The sequence below is a fragment of the Cryptocyanus atlanticus LEGE 06306 genome, assembly GCF_056633155.1.
The window spans coordinates 113095-129491 of record NZ_JBSJOZ010000002.1 but is presented as its reverse complement, the minus strand read 5'-3'; the positions used below and the strand labels follow the sequence as shown (position 1 = coordinate 129491).

At 71.9% G+C, this 16397-nt stretch carries 14 protein-coding genes; 6 read left to right on the top strand and 8 right to left on the bottom strand.

All coding sequences use genetic code 11. The features are described 5' to 3' along the window. Positions 1-100: 100 nt before the first annotated feature. Both ACWJI7_RS03320 and ACWJI7_RS03315 read right to left on the bottom strand, forming a co-directional pair. Positions 101-1573, bottom strand: coding sequence for a protein adenylyltransferase SelO (locus tag ACWJI7_RS03320; protein WP_479935623.1), 1473 nt, complete (start codon positions 1571-1573; stop codon positions 101-103). A gap of 58 nt (positions 1574-1631) precedes the next feature. Then, positions 1632-4037, bottom strand: coding sequence for a RelA/SpoT family protein (locus ACWJI7_RS03315; RefSeq protein ID WP_479935351.1), 2406 nt, complete (start codon positions 4035-4037; stop codon positions 1632-1634). Between the two features lie 103 nt (positions 4038-4140). Between ACWJI7_RS03315 and ACWJI7_RS03310 the strand changes: the two genes are divergently transcribed. After that, complete coding sequence (locus tag ACWJI7_RS03310; RefSeq protein ID WP_479935350.1) at positions 4141-5763, top strand: ABC transporter ATP-binding protein; 1623 nt, start codon at positions 4141-4143, stop codon at positions 5761-5763. Between the two features lie 2 nt (positions 5764-5765). After that, on the top strand, positions 5766-7085 hold the full coding sequence (locus tag ACWJI7_RS03305; protein WP_479935349.1) for a ClC family H(+)/Cl(-) exchange transporter: 1320 nt from the start codon (positions 5766-5768) through the stop codon (positions 7083-7085). Positions 7086-7112: 27 nt separating this feature from the next. On the opposite strand, the gene ACWJI7_RS03300 is transcribed toward ACWJI7_RS03305, so the two are convergent. From ACWJI7_RS03300 to ACWJI7_RS03290, 3 genes are read right to left on the bottom strand one after another with little or no spacing between them, the layout of a single operon-like run. Continuing rightward, entirely contained in the window at positions 7113-8060 is a 948-nt protein-coding gene (locus ACWJI7_RS03300; RefSeq protein ID WP_479935347.1) for an RluA family pseudouridine synthase, read from the bottom strand. Continuing rightward, positions 8057-8998, bottom strand: coding sequence for a ribosome biogenesis GTPase YlqF (ylqF, locus tag ACWJI7_RS03295; protein ID WP_479935346.1), 942 nt, complete (start codon positions 8996-8998; stop codon positions 8057-8059). Before ylqF ends, ACWJI7_RS03300 begins: the two co-directional genes overlap by 4 nt. Next, a complete protein-coding gene (locus tag ACWJI7_RS03290; RefSeq protein ID WP_479935344.1) occupies positions 8998-9384 on the bottom strand; it encodes a universal stress protein in 387 nt (128 codons plus the stop codon). Before ACWJI7_RS03290 ends, ylqF begins: the two co-directional genes overlap by 1 nt. Before the next feature lie 181 nt (positions 9385-9565). Here ACWJI7_RS03290 and ACWJI7_RS03285 point away from each other — a divergent pair, with 181 nt between their 5' ends. Next, positions 9566-10771, top strand: coding sequence for a phosphoglycerate kinase (locus tag ACWJI7_RS03285; RefSeq protein ID WP_479935343.1), 1206 nt, complete (start codon positions 9566-9568; stop codon positions 10769-10771). A gap of 42 nt (positions 10772-10813) precedes the next feature. Here the strand turns inward: ACWJI7_RS03285 and ACWJI7_RS03280 are convergent, their stop codons facing one another. Beyond that, on the bottom strand, positions 10814-11224 hold the full coding sequence (locus ACWJI7_RS03280; RefSeq protein ID WP_479935341.1) for a hypothetical protein: 411 nt from the start codon (positions 11222-11224) through the stop codon (positions 10814-10816). A gap of 101 nt (positions 11225-11325) precedes the next feature. Then, positions 11326-12093, bottom strand: coding sequence for a hypothetical protein (locus ACWJI7_RS03275; RefSeq protein WP_479935339.1), 768 nt, complete (start codon positions 12091-12093; stop codon positions 11326-11328). Positions 12094-12164: 71 nt separating this feature from the next. Here ACWJI7_RS03275 and ACWJI7_RS03270 point away from each other — a divergent pair, with 71 nt between their 5' ends. Continuing rightward, entirely contained in the window at positions 12165-13244 is a 1080-nt protein-coding gene (locus tag ACWJI7_RS03270) for a UDP-N-acetylglucosamine--N-acetylmuramyl-(pentapeptide) pyrophosphoryl-undecaprenol N-acetylglucosamine transferase (RefSeq protein WP_479935337.1), read from the top strand. On the opposite strand, the gene ACWJI7_RS03265 is transcribed toward ACWJI7_RS03270, so the two are convergent. After that, positions 13231-14397 (bottom strand): pyridoxal phosphate-dependent aminotransferase, encoded by a 1167-nt coding sequence (locus ACWJI7_RS03265; protein WP_479935336.1) that lies wholly within the window; start codon positions 14395-14397, stop codon positions 13231-13233. The genes ACWJI7_RS03270 and ACWJI7_RS03265 overlap by 14 nt on opposite strands. On the opposite strand from ACWJI7_RS03265, the gene ACWJI7_RS03260 reads away from it, so the two are divergent. Both ACWJI7_RS03260 and ACWJI7_RS03255 read left to right on the top strand, forming a co-directional pair. Then, positions 14396-15418, top strand: coding sequence for an AAA family ATPase (locus ACWJI7_RS03260; protein WP_479935334.1), 1023 nt, complete (start codon positions 14396-14398; stop codon positions 15416-15418). The two genes, ACWJI7_RS03265 and ACWJI7_RS03260, sit on opposite strands and share 2 nt — an antisense overlap. Then, positions 15405-16373 (top strand): DUF58 domain-containing protein, encoded by a 969-nt coding sequence (locus tag ACWJI7_RS03255; protein ID WP_479935333.1) that lies wholly within the window; start codon positions 15405-15407, stop codon positions 16371-16373. The genes ACWJI7_RS03260 and ACWJI7_RS03255 overlap by 14 nt, the downstream gene beginning before the upstream one ends. Positions 16374-16397 lie beyond the last annotated feature (24 nt).

Sequence of the window (16397 nt, the reverse complement as noted above, 5' to 3'; positions counted from 1 at the left end):
AGAGCTCATTCAGACAAGGGTCCGGTGAAGGAATTCAGACAGAATCGGGCCCCGCTGGTTGTAGCGGCCAACACCCGGCCTCGCCGGCGTCATCAGATCCTCAATCGGTCGCACGGCAGTCCTGGAGCCAGTCCTCCAGGGGGGACCAGTCGTCGCGCAGATCGATCGCCTCCCAGAGACGCTCGATCTCGGCGCGGACAGGGGTGAGCGGCAGATTCCAGCGGCGGAGGGTCGAGGCGATCGCCCCGGCGTCCTCGGCGGGGCTGGTCCGGCTCCAGGCCCACCAGGCGTCCCGCCAGGCCAGCCACTGCGGACGGGGCGGCGGCGTCGGATCCTCCAGACAGGGGACGAGGGCATCGGGCTCCTCGGGCAGGCCGCCCGAGCCGATGCGAGCGGCGAGCGCCGTGAAGAAGCTCCCGTAGCGCACCGGCCAGGCCGCGAGCAGCTGCAGGGTGAGGGGCACCAGATCCGGCAGCTGAGCCGCCGCGCCGGCCTCTGCGGGGGAGAGGAAGCCCAAGCGCCGCCGCAGCCGGGACCGGTAGTGGGCGTCGTAGGCGGGGGCGAAACGCTCGAGGGCCTCCTCCAGCTTCTGTCGCGGCAGCAGCATCGCCAGGGGCTCCTGCAGCCGCCGCAGGTTGTGGTGCACGATCATCGGCTGCTGGCCGTAGGCGTAGAGGCCACTGTGATCGAAATAGGCGGCGGTGAAGCCCGGATCCCACCCCTCCAGGAAGGCGAAGGGGCCGTAGTCGAAACTCTCGCCCGCCAGGGACATGTTGTCGGTGTTGAGCACCCCGTGGGTGAAGCCCGCCGCCATCCACTCGGCCGCCAGCCGCACCTGCCGATCCACCAGGGCGCCGTAGAACGCCAGCAGCTGGGGCTCCGCGCCGCCGGGCCCGTCAGCCGGATGGGCCGCCGCGACCTCCGGGTAGTAGAGCGCCACCCCATGGCGCAGCAACCGTTCCAGCGCCTGGGGCTGGCGCCGGTGCAGCAACCGTTCGCAGCTGCCGAACCGCAGGTGGGTCCGTGCCATCCGCACCATCACCGAACTGCGGGTGGGGGAGGGTTCATCACCACGCCAGAGGTCCTCCCCCGTTTCCACCAGGCTCAGGGTGCGGCTGGTGGTGACCCCGAGGCGATGCAGCGCCTCACTGGCGATCACCTCCCGCACCCCCCCCTTCAGGGTGAGGCGGCCGTCACCGCCCCGGCTCCAGGGGGTCGTGCCGGAGCCCTTGGTGCCCAGGTCCTGCCAGGCGCCATGGCGATCACGCAGCTGGCCGTAGAGGAAGCCGCGCCCATCGCCGAGAAACGGGTTGTAGGTGCCGAACTGGTAGCCGTGGTAGCGCAGGGCCAGCAGCGGGATGCGCCCCTCGAAGCGACCGAAGGCGGCCTCGAACTGGCCATCGCCGATGGCGGCCGGATCGAGGCCCAGCTGGCGCAGCAGGTCATCGTTGCGGAAGCGCAGGCGGGCCATCGGGAAGTGCGCCGCCTCCACCACGTCCCAGTAGTCGGACCCGAGTCCTTCGAGAGCGGCTTCGAAGGGCATCGCCAGCAGTGGATTGGCTACCGATGGCAGCACCCCAGGAACCCGTCGATCGCCGGCACCCTAGAAACCCCTCCGGGCACCGGTGCCCCTAGCCGATCCCGGTGCGGCAGAGATCAAGCACATCGGCCATGGAGCGGATCTGGTCCATGGTGGTGCGCAGCTGGCCGGCGCTGCCCAGCTCCACCTTCAGATCGATGCGGGCGGGTTTGCCGTAGGCCGTGCGCACCCGGGCGTCACTGACGTTGATGCGGCTGTCCGAGAGACGGGTGAGGATATCCTTGAGCACCCCGACCCGGTCGAGCACCTCGATGCGCAGCTGAACCGGATAGCGCCGCCGGTGCTGATCGGCGGCGGGGTTCCAGCGCACCGGCAAGCGGCGCTCCACGGGCACGGCCACCACATTGGCGCAGTCCTGGCGGTGGATCGTGATGCCGTGGTTGCCGAGGGCGACGCTGCCCAGGATCGCCTCGCCGGGCAGGGGACAGCAGCAGCCCCCCAGGCGATACTCCAGCCCCTCGAGCCCCAGAATCGGGCTGGCGGCATCGCCGGCCACGGCCGGAGCGGCCGGTTCTGCCTGGGCGGAGACACTGCGGGCCAACTCCTCATTGCTCAGCACCGGAGCGGAAGCCGCCGTGGCCAGCCGGATCTCCTCGCGCAGCCGGTTGAGCGCCTGCTGGAGAGTCACCCCTCCGAACCCGATCGAGGCCAGCAGATCCTCCGTGCCGACCAGATTGCAGCGGCGGGCCACCTTGGCGATGGCCTCTCCGTTGAGCAGGGCGTCGAAACCGTCGCGACCCAACTCCCGCTCGAGCATGGCGGTGCCCCGCTGCACGTTCTCGTGGCGATGGCTGCGCTTGTACCACTGGCGGATGCGGTTGCGCGCCGTGGGCGTGGCCACGAAATTGAGCCAGTCCAGGCTGGGGTGGGCCGTCTTGGCGGTGACGATCTGGACGAAATCCCCGTTCTGAAGGGGAGTGGCCAGGGGGGAGAGCCGGTCGTTGATGCGCACGCCCTGACAGTGATTGCCCACTTCGGAGTGGATCCTGTAGGCGAAGTCCACGGCGGTGGAACCCTTGCGCAGCCCCACCACATCACCCTGGGGGGTGAACACGAACACCTCCTCGTCGAACAGGTCCTCCTTGATCGAGGCCAGGTAATCGCTGCTGTCCTCACCGCCGCCGTCCTGCTGCCAGTCGACGAGCTGACGCAGCCAGTTGAAGCGATCGGCGGCGCCGCCGGACGCCGGCGAGCCCCCCTCCTTGTACTTCCAGTGGGCGGCGATGCCGTATTCCGCCACCTGATGCATTTCGGTGGTGCGGATCTGCACCTCGATCGGCCGGTGGCGGCCGATCACCGCCGTGTGCAGCGACTGGTAGCCATTGGGCTTGGGCAGGCCGATGTAGTCCTTGAAGCGGCCGGGAATGGGCCGGAAGGTGTCATGCACCACCGCCAGGGACCGGTAACAGCTCTCCAGATTGGGGGTGAGGATGCGCAGGGCCGCCACGTCGAAGATCTCGTGGAAGGCCTTCTGCTGGTGCTGCATCTTTGTCCAGATGCCATAGAGATGCTTGGGACGACCGCTCACCTCGCAATCGGCCAGGCCCGCCGCCGCCAACCGCCTGCGCAGCAGCTCCACGGTCACCCCCAGCCGTTCCTCCCGCTCACTGCGCTTGGTGGCCACCTGCTGCTTGATCTCCCGGTAAGCCTCCGGTTCGAGGATCTTGAAAGACAGATCCTCCAGCTCCCACTTGAAACGGCCGATGCCAAGCCGGTTGGCCAGCGGCGCGTAGATCTCGCGGGTTTCCCGGGCGATCCGCAGCTGCTTCTCGGGCTTGAGCGCCGCGAGGGTGCGCATGTTGTGCAGCCGGTCGGCCAGCTTCACCAGCACCACCCGGATGTCGCTGGCCATGGCCAGGAACATCCGGCGCAGGTTTTCCGCCTGGGCTTCGGTGTGGTTGGTGAAATGGATCCCCCCGAGCTTGGTGACCCCCTCCACCAGGGCGCGCACTTCGGCGCCGAAGTGTTCCTCGAGCTGATCGGCGCTCACCTCGGTGTCCTCCACCACGTCGTGCAGGAAGCCGGCGGCGATCACACCGGGGCTGGCACCGATGTCGCGCAGCAGATCGGCGACGGCGATCGGATGGATGATGTAGGGCTCCCCGGTGGCCCGCACCTGGCCGTCGTGGAGCTGGAAGGAGAAATCGAAGGCCGCCGCTAGCAGGGCTTCGCCGTCCCTGAGGCTGCGGCCGGGGGAGCCGTCCGAGGGGGGAGGGGCCTGCTCCAGGCAGGCGCGCAGCCAGCTGGGGAGGGGGACACCGTAGGCGTCGGGGGAGCGGCCCGGGCACCCGGCGGAGCCCAGGGGGCGGGGCGGGGCCGGCGGCGCCGCGGTGGGGCGGCTGATCTCGCCCTGGGCGCCCTCGCAGGGGGTGCCCAGGGGATCGACCCCGCTCGGCAGGGAAGGAGCGTCCCGACATCCAGCGGCCGTTTCAAGCATCACCGCCTCCCCGTGGTCCCATCGTATGCAGAAGGCGCAACAATGCTGCGACGGTTCAGGGCTCCGCACGGAAGCCAGGCCGGGTTCATCGACGTCGCACCCCATGGCCGCCACCTCGACCGCCGGCCCGGTGCTGCGCCTGCAGGACCTGATCGTGCGCTACCCGGGGACTGCCGGTCCACCCACCCTCGACGGCCTCGACCTGGAGCTCGCCCCCGGAGACACTCTGGCCCTGGTGGGTCCCTCCGGCTGCGGCAAGAGCACGGTGGCCCGCGCCGTCCTGCAGCTGCTGCCCGCCGGCAGCCGCTGTGACGGGGAGCTGCTGCTGGCGGGCCGGGATCCCCGCCGGCTGAGCCGGCCCCAGCTCCGCCACCTCCGCGGCGAGGCAGTGGGGCTGGTGTTTCAGGACCCGATGACCCGGCTGAACCCGCTGCTGCGGATCGGGGAGCATCTCAGCGACACCCTGGCCGCCCACCGCGGCGACTGGAACCGGCCCGAGCGCCGTCGGCGGGCCGAGCGGCTGCTGCAGCGGGTGGGGATCGGACCGGAGCGCTTCGGCAGCTATCCCCATGAATTCAGTGGCGGCATGCGCCAGCGGTTGGCCATCGCCCTGGCCATGGCCCTGGAGCCGGCCCTGGTGATCGCCGACGAACCCACCACCAGCCTGGATGTGGCGGTGGCCGCCCAGGTGATGGCCGAGCTCACCAGCCTCTGCCGGGAGAGCGGCAGCGCCCTGGTGCTGATCAGTCACGATCTGGCCCTGGCGGGCCGCTGGTGCGAACGGATCGCCGTGCTCGATCAGGGCCAGCTGGTGGAGGAGGCCCCCGCCACTGTGCTGCTCACCCGGCCCCGGGCGCCCCTGACCCGGCGGCTCGTGGCGGCCGCCCGCGCCCGCGAGGGCAGCGCCACCGCCGCGGCCGCGGGGCAGGAACCGCTGCTGCTGGAGATTGACCAGTTGCGCTGCTGGCATCCACTGCCCTCCCCCCCCTGGCGGCGGGCCTGGATCAAGGCCGTCGACGGCGTCAGCCTGCAGCTGCGGGAGGGCGAGACGGTGGGGGTGGTGGGGGCGTCCGGCTGCGGCAAGAGCACCCTCTGCCGTGCCCTGATGGGGCTGGCCCCCACACGGGGAGGATCGGTGCGGCTGCGGGGCCGCGACCTGCGCAGCCTGCGGGGCGGCGAGCTGCGCCGGGCCCGCCGTCGGATCCAGATGGTCTTCCAGGATCCACTGGCCTGCCTCAATCCGAGCATGACCGTGGGCGAGGCCGTGGCGGATCCCCTGCTGATCCACGGCCTGGCCAGCCGGAGTGAGGCCCGGGCGGCGGCCCGGCGGGGGCTGGCGGCGGTGGGGCTGGAGCCCCCGGAGCAGTTCGAGAACCGCCGGCCCCGCCAGCTCTCGGGCGGCCAGCAGCAGCGGGTGGCGATCGCCCGCGCCCTGGTGCTCGAACCCGCCGTGCTGCTCTGCGACGAAAGCGTGAGCATGCTGGACGCCGAGGTGCAGGCGGAGGTGCTGGCCCTGCTGCGTTCCCTGCAGGAGCGGCTGGGGCTGGGGCTGATCTTCATCACCCACGATCTCGCGGTGGCCGGTGGCTTCTGCCAGCGGGTGATCGTGCTCGACGGCGGCCGGATCGTGGAGGAAGGCCCCGGCGAACGGCTGCTCTCGGCGCCCCGCGCTGCGATCACCCGGCTGCTGGTGGAGGCCTGCCCGCGCCTGCCGGCGGTGGCCTGACGATGACGGTCTCTCCGAGCCAGCGGCTCCGCAAACTCCGCCGCCTGCTGATGCTGTTCCTGCTGGTGAACGCCATCGGGTTGGGCGTCGGGGTGGCGATCTGGGTCTATGCCCTCGAGATCGGGGCGGTGAACGACCTGCGGCTGGAGCTGGCCTCCCGCCTGCCCAGGCTGCTGGTGCTGCCGCTGATGGGGGCGCTCGGGGGCGGCATCGCCGGTGCGCTGATCAGCGGCGTCGAACCCGGCGCCAAGGGCTCGGGGATCATTCAGGTGATGGTCTGGCTTCGGGGACTGCCCGTGCCGATGGGCTGGAGGGTGGCCCTGGTGAAGCTGCTGGCCAGTGGTGTCGCCATCGGGGGCGGTCTGCCGGTGGGGCCGGAAGGTCCCTCGATCCAGATCGGGGCCTCCCTGGCCAAGGAATCCGCCGGAGTGGTGGGGGCCAAGGGCAGCACCCGCCGGGTGGCGGTGGCGATCGGCAGCGGCGCCGGCCTCGCCGCCATCTTCCACTCCCCCCTGGGCGGACTGGCCTACACCCTTGAGGAACTGCTCAAGAAGGCCGACATCCGCGTCAACGCGATCGCCACCTTCGCCACCTTCGCGACGGTGGCCTGGACCCGACTGCTCTCGTCGGCGCCCAGCTCACCGGCCTGGATGCGGAACCTGGCCCCGATCGTGGTCGACCCCAGCCGCATCGACACCTTTCGGCTGGTGGACATGCCCTTCCTGCTGCTGCTCGGAGTCCTGGCCGGGCTGCTGGCCATGCAGTACCAGCGCTGGGTGCTGCGGCTGCGGCTCGTCTTCCGTCGCTGGCGGTTGCCCCCCTGGCAGCTGCTGCCCCTGGTGGGTCTGCTGATCGGGGTGGGAGCGGCGGCACTGCCCTCCTCCTTCGACAGCCCCGACAAGCTCGGCTTCGACGCCCTGCTGGGCCTGACGACGCCGGTGATGGCCCTGCTGGCCCTGGTGGTGCAGGCCATCGGCACGGCCGTGGCGGTGGCGGCGGAGGCCCCTGGCGGCATCCTCGCCCCGGCGCTGGTGGTGGGGGCGTCCCTGGGGATGCTGCTGCGGGAATTCAGCCTGGAGGTCGTCCACTACGCCCCCGCCTCCCTCCTCTTTGCCGGTGGGGCCGCCTTTCTGGGGGCGCTCACCCGCACCCCCCTGACCGCGATCCTGCTCAGCTTTGAGCTCAGCAAGGATTACTCCCTGTTGCTGCCGATCGGCTTCGCCGTGCTGACCGCCATCGCCGTGGCCGATCTGTTCGAGCGCGAAACCCTCTTCGATCTGATGCGGGAGGAGGCGGAAGAGGCGCTGCGCCGGACCGGCTGATCCCGGCACCCAGCCGGTCCGGCCGACTCACCGGCGCTGGCGCAGCAGGCCGAGGAGGCGTTCGAACGGCTCCGGCAGCGGGGCCTCGAACTCCATCCGCTCGCCGCTGATCGGATGATCCAGCCCGAGCGCCACCGCATGCAGGGCCTGGCCATCGAGCGGTAGCGGCAGCCTGCGGCAACGGCTGTAGGTGGCATCCCCCACGATCGGGTGGCCGATGTGGGCGCAGTGGACCCGGATCTGGTGGGTGCGGCCGGTGTCGAGCCGGAAGCGCAGCAGGGAGTAATCGCCGAGGCGCTCGAGCAGGTCCCAGTGGGTGCAGGCATGACGGCCCTTCTCCAGCTCCACCACGGCGTACTTCTTGCGGTCGGCGGGGTGGCGGCCGATCGCCCCCACGATGGTGCCGCTGGCGGCGGCGGGGGCGCCATGCACCACCGCCAGATACTGCCGGGAGGCCACCCGTGTCTGGATCTGGCTCTGCAGGCGCACCAGGGCCACCTGACTCTTGGCGACCACGATGCAGCCGGTGGTGTCCTTGTCGAGGCGATGCACGATGCCGGGGCGCCGCTCCCCGCCGATGCCCGGCAGATCCGGGCAGTGGTGCAGCAGGCCGTTCACCAGGGTGCCGTCCCGGTTGCCCGGGGCCGGATGGACCGTCAGGCCGGCGGGCTTGTTGAGCACGATCAGGTGGGCGTCCTCGAACAGCACTTCGAGGGGGATCGGCTGGGGGATCAGGTACGGCAGGGGCTCGGGCGGCGGCACCCAGAGCTGCACCGCGTCCCCGTGGCGGAGGGGGGTCTTGGCCCGGCCCGTGACGCCGTTGACCCGGACATAGCCGGCCTCGATGAACTTCTGGATACGGGCCCGGCTCTGCTCGGGGCGCTGGGCCACCAGCCAGCGATCGAGCCGCATCGGCAGCGGTCGGGGGTACCGGAGCGTGACGAGATCCCCCTCTCCGTCCCCGAAACCGCTCATGCCGGTGGAGGCTCCGGCGGCGGCGGCAGTTCCAGGGCGATCGGCCCCAACACCGATCGGCGGAAGTCGTCAAGGAGGCGCTGGGCCATGCGGGCCGTGTCGCCACTGGTGTGCCGGGCGGCGGCACTCGCCAGCCAGCCCCAGGCGTCCACGGGGTCCTCGGCCGCCCCGAGCCGGGACATCGGCACCCCATAGCGTTTGTGCAACAGCCCGGAGGGAATGCCGGCTGACCCCAGGGGCTCCAGGTTGTCGATCAGCCGCAGGAAGGCGCAGGCCACCGCCTCACTGTCATAGGCCGCCTGACCGATGTCGTCGCAGAGGGCGAGCAGGAGGGCGGAGCGCTGGTCCTCCAGCCGCGACGGCAGCACGCCGGGGGCATCGAGCAGGTCGAGGGCCTGGCCCAGACGCACCCAGCGCAGGGTGCGGGTGACCCCGGCGCGGCGGGCGCTGTCCACCACTTTCTGGCGCACCAACCGATTGATCAGGGCGGATTTGCCCACGTTCGGGAAGCCGAGCATCAGGGCCCGCACCGGGCGGGGGCGCATGCCGCGGCCGGCGCGACGGGCGTTGAGTTGCTCCCCCGCCCGCACAGCCGCGTCCTGGAGCTGCTTGACACCGGTTCCGAGCTTGGCGTCACACCACCAGGGGGTCTCACCGCGCTCCCGCAGCCAGCGGTCCCAGGCGAGCCGGGCCCCCCCATTCACCATGTCGCGGCGGTTGAGGACCAGCAACCGCGGCTTGTCCTTCATCCAGCGCCGCAGGCGCGGGTGGGCGGTGGCCTGGGGGATGCGGGCATCGCGCACCTCGATCACCAGATCCACCTTGGCCAGCTGGCCCAGCAGCTGTCGCTCCGCCTTGGCGATGTGGCCGGGGTACCACTGGATCGCCGGCGCCGCCAGGCTGAGCCCCTGACCGGCCGGTCCGGCCACCAGGTCCATCAGGGCACCACCAGAACGGGACAGGGAGCCAGCTGGATCACTCGCGAGGCGGTGCTGGGCGCCGCCCCGTCGTCGAGGGAGAGCCCGCGGGTCCCCATCACGATCAGATCGGCCTCGATCTCATCGGCCACATCCCCGATCACGAAGGCGGGCCGGCCCTCCCGCTCGATCACCTCGCAGGCCACTCCGGCCTGCTGGAAGTGCCCCCGGGCCTGCTCAAGCAGCTGGGCCACGGCGGCGGCATCGTGCATCACCCCCTCCTCGGGCTCCACCACGGAAAGCACCACCAGGCGACTGCCGTGCTGCTGGGCCAGCTGCAGGGCGACGGCCGCCGTATCCATCGTCTGGCGGCTCTGATCGATCGGGAACAGAACAGTGCGGAACATCGTTCACTTTCCAGGCTGTTGGTGGCCAGGCTGACGTCCGCCAGGCTGACCCCGTCCGGGCGGATGGATCGGGCTGGCGGGCCGGAGGCGCAGCGCTCGGGCTCTTGTCCTAGCGCCCCGGCTGCCGGTCAGCCCAGGGCTGCAGGTTAACCTCGCCCATCGTTTTCCACTGTCCGATCCCATGGCGAAGCGCTCCCTGACCAGCCTCTCCGCCGACGACCTGCGCGGCAAGCGTGTCCTGGTGCGGGTCGACTTCAACGTACCGCTCGATGACGCCGGCGCCATCACCGACGACACCCGCATCCGCGCCGCCCTGCCCACGATCAACGACCTCACCGAAAAAGGCGCCAGGGTGATCCTGGCGGCCCACTTCGGTCGGCCCAAGGGCCAGGTGAACGAGGCCATGCGCCTCACCCCGGTGGCGGCGCGCCTCGCCGAGCTGCTGGGCCAGGCGGTGGTGAAGACCGACAGCTGCATTGGCCCCGACGCCGAGGCCAAGGTGGCCGCCATGGCCGATGGCGATGTGGTGCTGCTGGAGAACGTGCGCTTCTTCGCTGAGGAAGAAAAGAATGATCCTGGCTTCGCCGCCCAGCTCGCTGCCCTGGCCGATGTCTATGTGAACGACGCCTTCGGCGCCGCCCACCGGGCCCACGCCTCCACCGAGGGGGTCAGCAAGGCCCTGAGCCCCAGCGTGGCCGGCCACCTGATGGAGAAGGAGCTGCAGTACCTGCAGGGCGCCATCGACGAACCCAAGCGTCCCCTGGCGGCGATTGTGGGCGGCTCCAAGGTGAGCAGCAAGATCGGCGTGCTCGAGGCTCTGATCGACAAGTGCGACAAGGTGCTGATCGGCGGCGGCATGATCTTCACCTTCTACAAGGCCCGGGGCCTGGCGGTGGGCAAGAGTTTGGTGGAGGAGGACAAGCTCGAACTCGCCAAGGAGCTGGAGGCCAAGGCGGCCGCCAAGGGCGTGCAGCTGCTGCTGCCCACCGATGTGGTGCTGGCCGACGCCTTCGCCCCCGACGCCAACAGCCAGACCACCCCGATCGACGCCATTCCCGACGGCTGGATGGGCCTCGACATCGGTCCCGACGCCCTCAAGGCCTTCCAGGCGGCCCTGGCCGACTGCAAGACCGTGATCTGGAACGGCCCCATGGGCGTGTTCGAGTTCGACCAGTTCGCCGCCGGCACCAACGGCATCGCCCACACCCTGGCCGACCTCAGCGCCAAGGGCTGCTGCACGATCATCGGTGGCGGCGACTCCGTGGCCGCCGTGGAGAAGGTGGGCGTGGCCGAGAAGATGAGCCACATCTCCACCGGCGGTGGCGCCAGCCTGGAGCTGCTGGAGGGCAAGGTGCTGCCGGGGGTGGCTGCCCTTGACGAGGCCTGAGCGGATGCCCCGGCGGGCCCCGAACGGTGGCGCCCCCCTCAGCTAGCTGTCCTTGGCGCGGCGCTGGCCCTTCCGGCCCTCGGGGATGGGCAGCCCGAGCCGCTCGAAGACGGCGCGGGCCTCTTGGCGGTTCGCGTTGATCAGCTCGCGCCGGGCCTGACCTTCCTCCCTGCGGCAGAGCAGCAGGGCCTCGAGCTCGCGCGCGGCCCGGACACAGCGCTCACCCTTCTGAAGAATGGCCATCTGGCTGGTGTAGGTGCGCAGGGAGAGGTCGCGGCGGGCCCGGAACAGCTCCGCCTTCTGGGTTTCGCTGAGCTCGACAGGGGGACGGCGGGGGGCCGTGTCCGGCGCCGGACCGGTCTGGGCCTGCCCACCGCCCACCTGGAGCACCAGGGCCAGGGCGGCCGCCGCCGGTGGCAGCAGGACCCTCTGGATCATCGGGACAGTCGGCATGACTCAACGGTGGAGAGTATCCATGCTCGCCTGTCCAGGCGACGGAATCCCATCCGACGCCCCTCCAGAGATGACCGAATCTTGCCGAACGTCCTGGGGAGTCAGGGGGTGAGGGCCGCCCGATCGGCCACCACCCGCACCCGTTTGGTGGTGCTCACGATGCCCTTGGGGTGCACCAGCAGGACCGCCCAGGTCTGGCTGCCGGGGCTGAGAGGGGCCTGCACGGTCTTGAACAGGCCGCCGCCGCCCAGGGCGGCGAGTTCCAGGTCGGGGGTTTCCAGGGCGCTGATCTGGGACGGGGTGAGGGCGGCGATGCCGCCGGCCGCCACCTGACCATCGAGGGGGTCATCGAAGATCACATCCACGTCGTAGCGCTGGCCGGTGAGGACGGCATCGGGGATGAGGACGCTGATCGGCAGATCAACCTCACCGCTCCGCAGGGTGGTGGTCTCCCGGATCAGGTCCTGGCCATCGATCCGGTCGGACCGGCCGCTGAGCGCCAGCAGCTGTTCGGCATCGAGGCGATAGCGGAAGGGGCCCTCCTCCCGGGTGCCGACCACCGTGATGCGCACGGTGGACCGGCCATCTTTGAGGGTTTCGCCGGGGGTCACCTGCCAGCGGGCATCGGGGAAGCGGTCGCGAAGCAGCCCGTAGCGAGCCTCCAGATCGGAGGGATCGAGGCCCGGGCCGGCCACGACCAGGTTGCCCAGGCTGGCGGGATTCCCGCTGTTGAGGGCCGACTCCAGGCTCTGGAGCAGGGCCGGCGCGGGGGGCTCGGCCAGAGCGGCGGGAGCCGGGGAGAGAACGGGAGCTGCGGAGAGAACCGCCACCGTCAGCATCGCGGACAGGAACGGGCGGGTCAGCGGCATCGGGTGGGCCAGGGCTGTGCTTTTAAGTTAGGCCCGCCCTGGAGGCGCGCTCCGCGCGCCAGTGACGCCCCATGTCCCGGCTCCTGATCGCCGCCAGCGGCACCGGTGGCCATCTCTTCCCAGCCCTGGCTGTGGCGGAGGCCCTTCCCGAGTCCTGGTGCATCAGCTGGCTCGGTGTCCCCGACCGGCTGGAGCGGGATCTGGTGCCCAGCCGCTACCCCCTGCACACGATCCGGGCCGGAGGCCTGCACGGACCGGGATGGCGGAAGCTGTGCCAGCTGCTGCGCCTGATCGCCGCCAGCCGGGAGGTGCGGCGCCTGATCCGACGGGAGGGGATTGAGGTGGTGTTCAGCACCGGTGGCTACATCGCCGCACCGGCGATCCTGGCGGCCCGCTGGTGCGGCATTCCCGTGGTGCTGCACGAATCCAACGCCATCCCGGGCGGTGTGACCCGGCTGCTGGGTCGGCACTGCAGCCGGGTGGCGGTGGGCCTTCCCGAGGCGGCGCAGCGGCTGCCCCGCTGCCAGCCGCTGGTGACGGGAACCCCGGTGCGGTCCAGCTTTCTGGCGGAAGCGGCCCTGCCGGAATGGGTGCCCCCGGGGGAGGGTCCCCTGGTGCTGGTCATGGGCGGCAGCCAGGGGGCCGTCGGCTTGAACCGGATGGTGCGCCCCCTGGTGCCCCGGCTGGTGGCGGCGGGGTGCCGGGTGGTCCACCTGAGTGGCTCCAACGATCCGGAGCTGGGCAGCCTGCAGCTGCCGGGCTACGCGGAGCGACCCTTCAGCGATGAGCTGCCGGGGCTGCTGCAGCATGCCGACCTGGCGATCAGCCGGGCCGGGGCCGGCAGCCTGAGCGAACTGGCGGTCTGCGGCACCCCCGCCCTGCTGGTTCCCTTTCCCCAGGCGGCTGACGCCCACCAGGACGCCAACGCGGCCGCGGCCGTGGCCGTCGGCGCCGCCGTCCTGCTCCGCCAGCGGGCGGCGGACGACCCCACCCTGGAGCGCACGCTCCGGGCCCTGCTGGGCCCGCGGCTGGGACGGAGCGAGGGGAGCAGCGATCCGCTGCTCGGCCTGCGGGCCGGCATGGGGCGGCTGGCGGAGCGGGAAGCCGACCGTCGCTTGGCCCAGCTGCTGGTGGAGCTCAGCGCGGCCTGAGCGGGACCGGGCCGCCCGGGGCGGGGGCCAGTTCCCGCTGCAGGGCCCCCAGCAGGCGGCGGTTCCCGCCGCGGTCCTGCAGGGCGATGCGCAGCCAGTGGTCACCGAGGCCCTCGAAGGAGCGGCAATCCCGCAGCAGCACCCGCCGGTTGCACTCCAGCCGCTCGCGCAGCTCGAGCAGGGGACCATCCCCGCGCACCAACAGAAAGTTGGCGGCCGAAGGCAGCGGCGTGAGCCCGGGCAGCTGGGCCAGGCGGGCCTGCAGCCAGGGCCCTTCCTTGGCGACCCAGCCCTGCACGCGCGCCTGCCAGCGCCGGTCTCCCACCACCGCCTGGCCCACCAGGGCGGCCAGGCCGTTCACCGGCCAGGGATCGCGCCAGCGGGCCCAGCGCCGCAGGCGCTCGGGAGCCGCCAGGGCATAGCCCAGCCGCAGCCCGGCGATCGCCAGCAACTTGGTGAGGCTGCGGATCACCACGAGCTGGGGATGGTCGCTCAGCAAGGGAATCAGGGAGTGGCTCTCGCCGCCGGGCACCAGGGGCAGGAAGGCCTCATCGAGGATCACCAGATCGAACCGCTGCAGCAGGGGTTCGAGCGAGGCGCGGCTCCACAGCTGCCCGGTGGGGTTGTGGGGGTTGGTGATCCAGATCACCCGGGCCGCGGTGCAGCTGGCGGGGAGTCCCGGGAAGGGAGCGGCCGTGGCAAGGGTGGCGGCGGGATCCAGCCGCAGGGGGAGACGGGCGCCGCCCCAGCAGGCCAGGGCCCTGGCATGGTCGGCGAAACCGGGGCTGGGCAGCACGGTGGCGCCCGCCGCGGCCGCGTCCCGGGCGGCCCAGGTGAACAGTTCGGCGGCGCCGTTGCCGGGCAGCACGGCGGCGGGATCGAGCCCGTGCCGGGCGGCGATCGCCTGCCGCAGCCGCAGCTGGTCGCGGTCGGGGTAGTCCCGCAGCGGAGAGGGCCGGCCGGCCGGAATGCACAGCACGCCCGCCAGCAGGCGCCGCACGGAGGCCGGGGGACCGAAGGGCACCAGGGAGGCGCTGGCGTCGAGCAGGCTGCCGGGCGGACAGCCCAGCCGCCGGGCCGTGGCCTCCAGGTTGCCGCCATGGCGGAACGCTTCCGCGACGCCCTGCTCGTCCCCTACCGGCCGCTCGGGCATGTCCATCGCCGTGGAACTCCTAGCCTGGGCACCCCTGTCGCCCAATGTGGACCAGCCAGCTTCACCGCAGCGGGTGGTGGATCGCATCAGCCAGGTGCTGCTCGGCAAGGAGCGCCAGGTGAAGCTGGCCGTGTGCTGCCTGCTGGCCCGGGGCCACCTGCTGATCGAAGACCTGCCGGGCCTGGGGAAGACCACCCTGGCCGAAGCCCTGGCCCGGGGCTTTGGGCTCGACTTCCGACGGGTGCACTTCACCAGCGATCTCCTGCCGGCCGACCTCACCGGCATCGGCGTGCTGGAGGCCGGCGGTGGCGGCTTCCGCTTCCAGCCCGGCCCGCTGTTCAGCCAGGTGCTCCTGGCCGACGAGATCAACCGGGCCAGCCCCCGCACCCAGAGCGCCCTGCTGGAGGCCATGGCCAGTGGCCGGGTGAGCGTGGACGGCACCAGCCACGAGCTGCCGCAGCCGTTCTGCGTGATCGCCACCCAGAACGGACTGGGCCAGACCGGTACCGCTCCCCTACCCGAATCCCAGCTGGATCGTTTCCTGATGCGGCTCAGCCTCGGCTTCCCCTCCCGGGAGTCGGAGCTGGCCCTGCTGGCGGGGCAGGGGCTGCGGCCCGCCGCCCTCGAACCCGTGCTCACCGCCGCTGATCTGCTGGACCTGCAGGCGCGGGTGGCCGGCCTCCACGCCGCTCCGGAGCTGCTGGCCTATGTGCTGGATCTGGTCAGCCTCAGCCGGCAGAGCGGCTTCTGCCCCGCTCCCCTCTCGCCCCGGGCCGCCCAGGCCCTGCTGGCGGCGGCCCGGGCCTGGGCCCTGCTGGCTGGCCGCGACCACGTGATTCCGGCCGATGTGCAGGCGGTGCTGCCGGCGGTGGCGGAGCACCGTCTCGATGGTGGCCAGGGTGACGCCGGTGGCGGCGATCACGACCGTGGCGGGGGTGGCGACAACGGCCCTGGCGCAGGAGTCGGCACGGCGCAGGGGCACAGTGCCCGGCTGCTGGCCGGAGTCGATGGGCTCCGCTGAACTGTTCCGCGCCCAGCGGGGTCCGCGGCTGCGCCTCAGTCTGCGCCGGATCTTCATCCGGCCCACCGGTTTCGGCTGGCTGTGGCTGAGCGGCGCCGCCATGCTCCAGCTGGTGGGCCTCCAGCTGCAGAGCAACGGCGCCCTGCTGGTGTCATTTCTTCTGCTGGGTCTGTTCCTGCTGACGCTCCACCTCACCGCCTTCAACCTGCAGGGCCTCGAGCTCAGCTGCGGCGAGCCGGCGCCGGACTTCGCCGGCGGCAAGGTGTCCTATCCGGTCTGGGTCGTGAGCCGCTGCCGGCGGGTCCAGCTGGAGCTGGAGTTCCCGCGGGAGCGGCGCAGCTTCGGGCTGTTCCAGGGGGAGGGGGAGGCGCCCGGCCGGACGTTCCCCCCGGGGCGGCACCTGGTGGCGGTGCCCTGGACCCCGAGCCGGCGGGGGCTGCAGGGCCCCGGCCGGCTGCGGCTCCGCTCCAGCGCGCCGTTGGGGCTGCTGCGCTGCTGGAGCCTGTGGGATCCCACCATCCCCCAGCTGATCTACCCGGCCCGCCGCAGGGGGCCGGTGCTGGAGATGCCCGCCGTCGCCGACCCCTCCGCGACCCCGTGTCTCGCCCCCGACGCCGACGGGCCCGGCCCGGCCGGCACGGGCATGGGGGAGTGGCGCGACCTGCGCCCCCACCGGGCCGAGGACGGGGCGACGCGACGGGACTGGAAGGCCCTGGCACGGGGGCGCGGGTCCCACAGCAAGGTGTTCGCGGCCGCGGTGAGCGGCGAGCGCCTGCTGGCTCCGGTCCCCGACCTGCCCCGGGAGCTGGCCTATACCCATCTCAGTGAGCGGATCTGGAGCCTCGCCGCCTCCGGCGGTCGCTACGGCCTGCACTTGCCCGATCGCACGATCCCCCCCGCGGCGGGCCCCCAGCACCGGCAGCGCTGCCTGGCGGCCCTGGCCCTGGCGCCATGACCACACACCCCCCCACGACCATCC

Excerpts from the sequence above, each read along its gene's own strand:
- ACWJI7_RS03315 (WP_479935351.1), bottom strand. The coding sequence starts at position 4,037 with ATGCTTGAAACGGCCGCTGGATGTCGGGACGCTCCTTCCCTGCCGAGC.
- ACWJI7_RS03310 (WP_479935350.1), top strand. The coding sequence starts at position 4,141 with ATGGCCGCCACCTCGACCGCCGGCCCGGTGCTGCGCCTGCAGGACCTG.
- ACWJI7_RS03305 (WP_479935349.1), top strand. The coding sequence starts at position 5,766 with ATGACGGTCTCTCCGAGCCAGCGGCTCCGCAAACTCCGCCGCCTGCTG.
- ACWJI7_RS03300 (WP_479935347.1), bottom strand. The coding sequence starts at position 8,060 with ATGAGCGGTTTCGGGGACGGAGAGGGGGATCTCGTCACGCTCCGGTAC.
- ylqF (WP_479935346.1), bottom strand. The coding sequence starts at position 8,998 with ATGGACCTGGTGGCCGGACCGGCCGGTCAGGGGCTCAGCCTGGCGGCG.
- ACWJI7_RS03290 (WP_479935344.1), bottom strand. The coding sequence starts at position 9,384 with ATGTTCCGCACTGTTCTGTTCCCGATCGATCAGAGCCGCCAGACGATG.
- ACWJI7_RS03285 (WP_479935343.1), top strand. The coding sequence starts at position 9,566 with ATGGCGAAGCGCTCCCTGACCAGCCTCTCCGCCGACGACCTGCGCGGC.
- ACWJI7_RS03280 (WP_479935341.1), bottom strand. The coding sequence starts at position 11,224 with ATGCCGACTGTCCCGATGATCCAGAGGGTCCTGCTGCCACCGGCGGCG.
- ACWJI7_RS03275 (WP_479935339.1), bottom strand. The coding sequence starts at position 12,093 with ATGCCGCTGACCCGCCCGTTCCTGTCCGCGATGCTGACGGTGGCGGTT.
- ACWJI7_RS03270 (WP_479935337.1), top strand. The coding sequence starts at position 12,165 with ATGTCCCGGCTCCTGATCGCCGCCAGCGGCACCGGTGGCCATCTCTTC.
- ACWJI7_RS03260 (WP_479935334.1), top strand. The coding sequence starts at position 14,396 with ATGTCCATCGCCGTGGAACTCCTAGCCTGGGCACCCCTGTCGCCCAAT.
- ACWJI7_RS03265 (WP_479935336.1), bottom strand. The coding sequence starts at position 14,397 with ATGCCCGAGCGGCCGGTAGGGGACGAGCAGGGCGTCGCGGAAGCGTTC.
- ACWJI7_RS03255 (WP_479935333.1), top strand. The coding sequence starts at position 15,405 with ATGGGCTCCGCTGAACTGTTCCGCGCCCAGCGGGGTCCGCGGCTGCGC.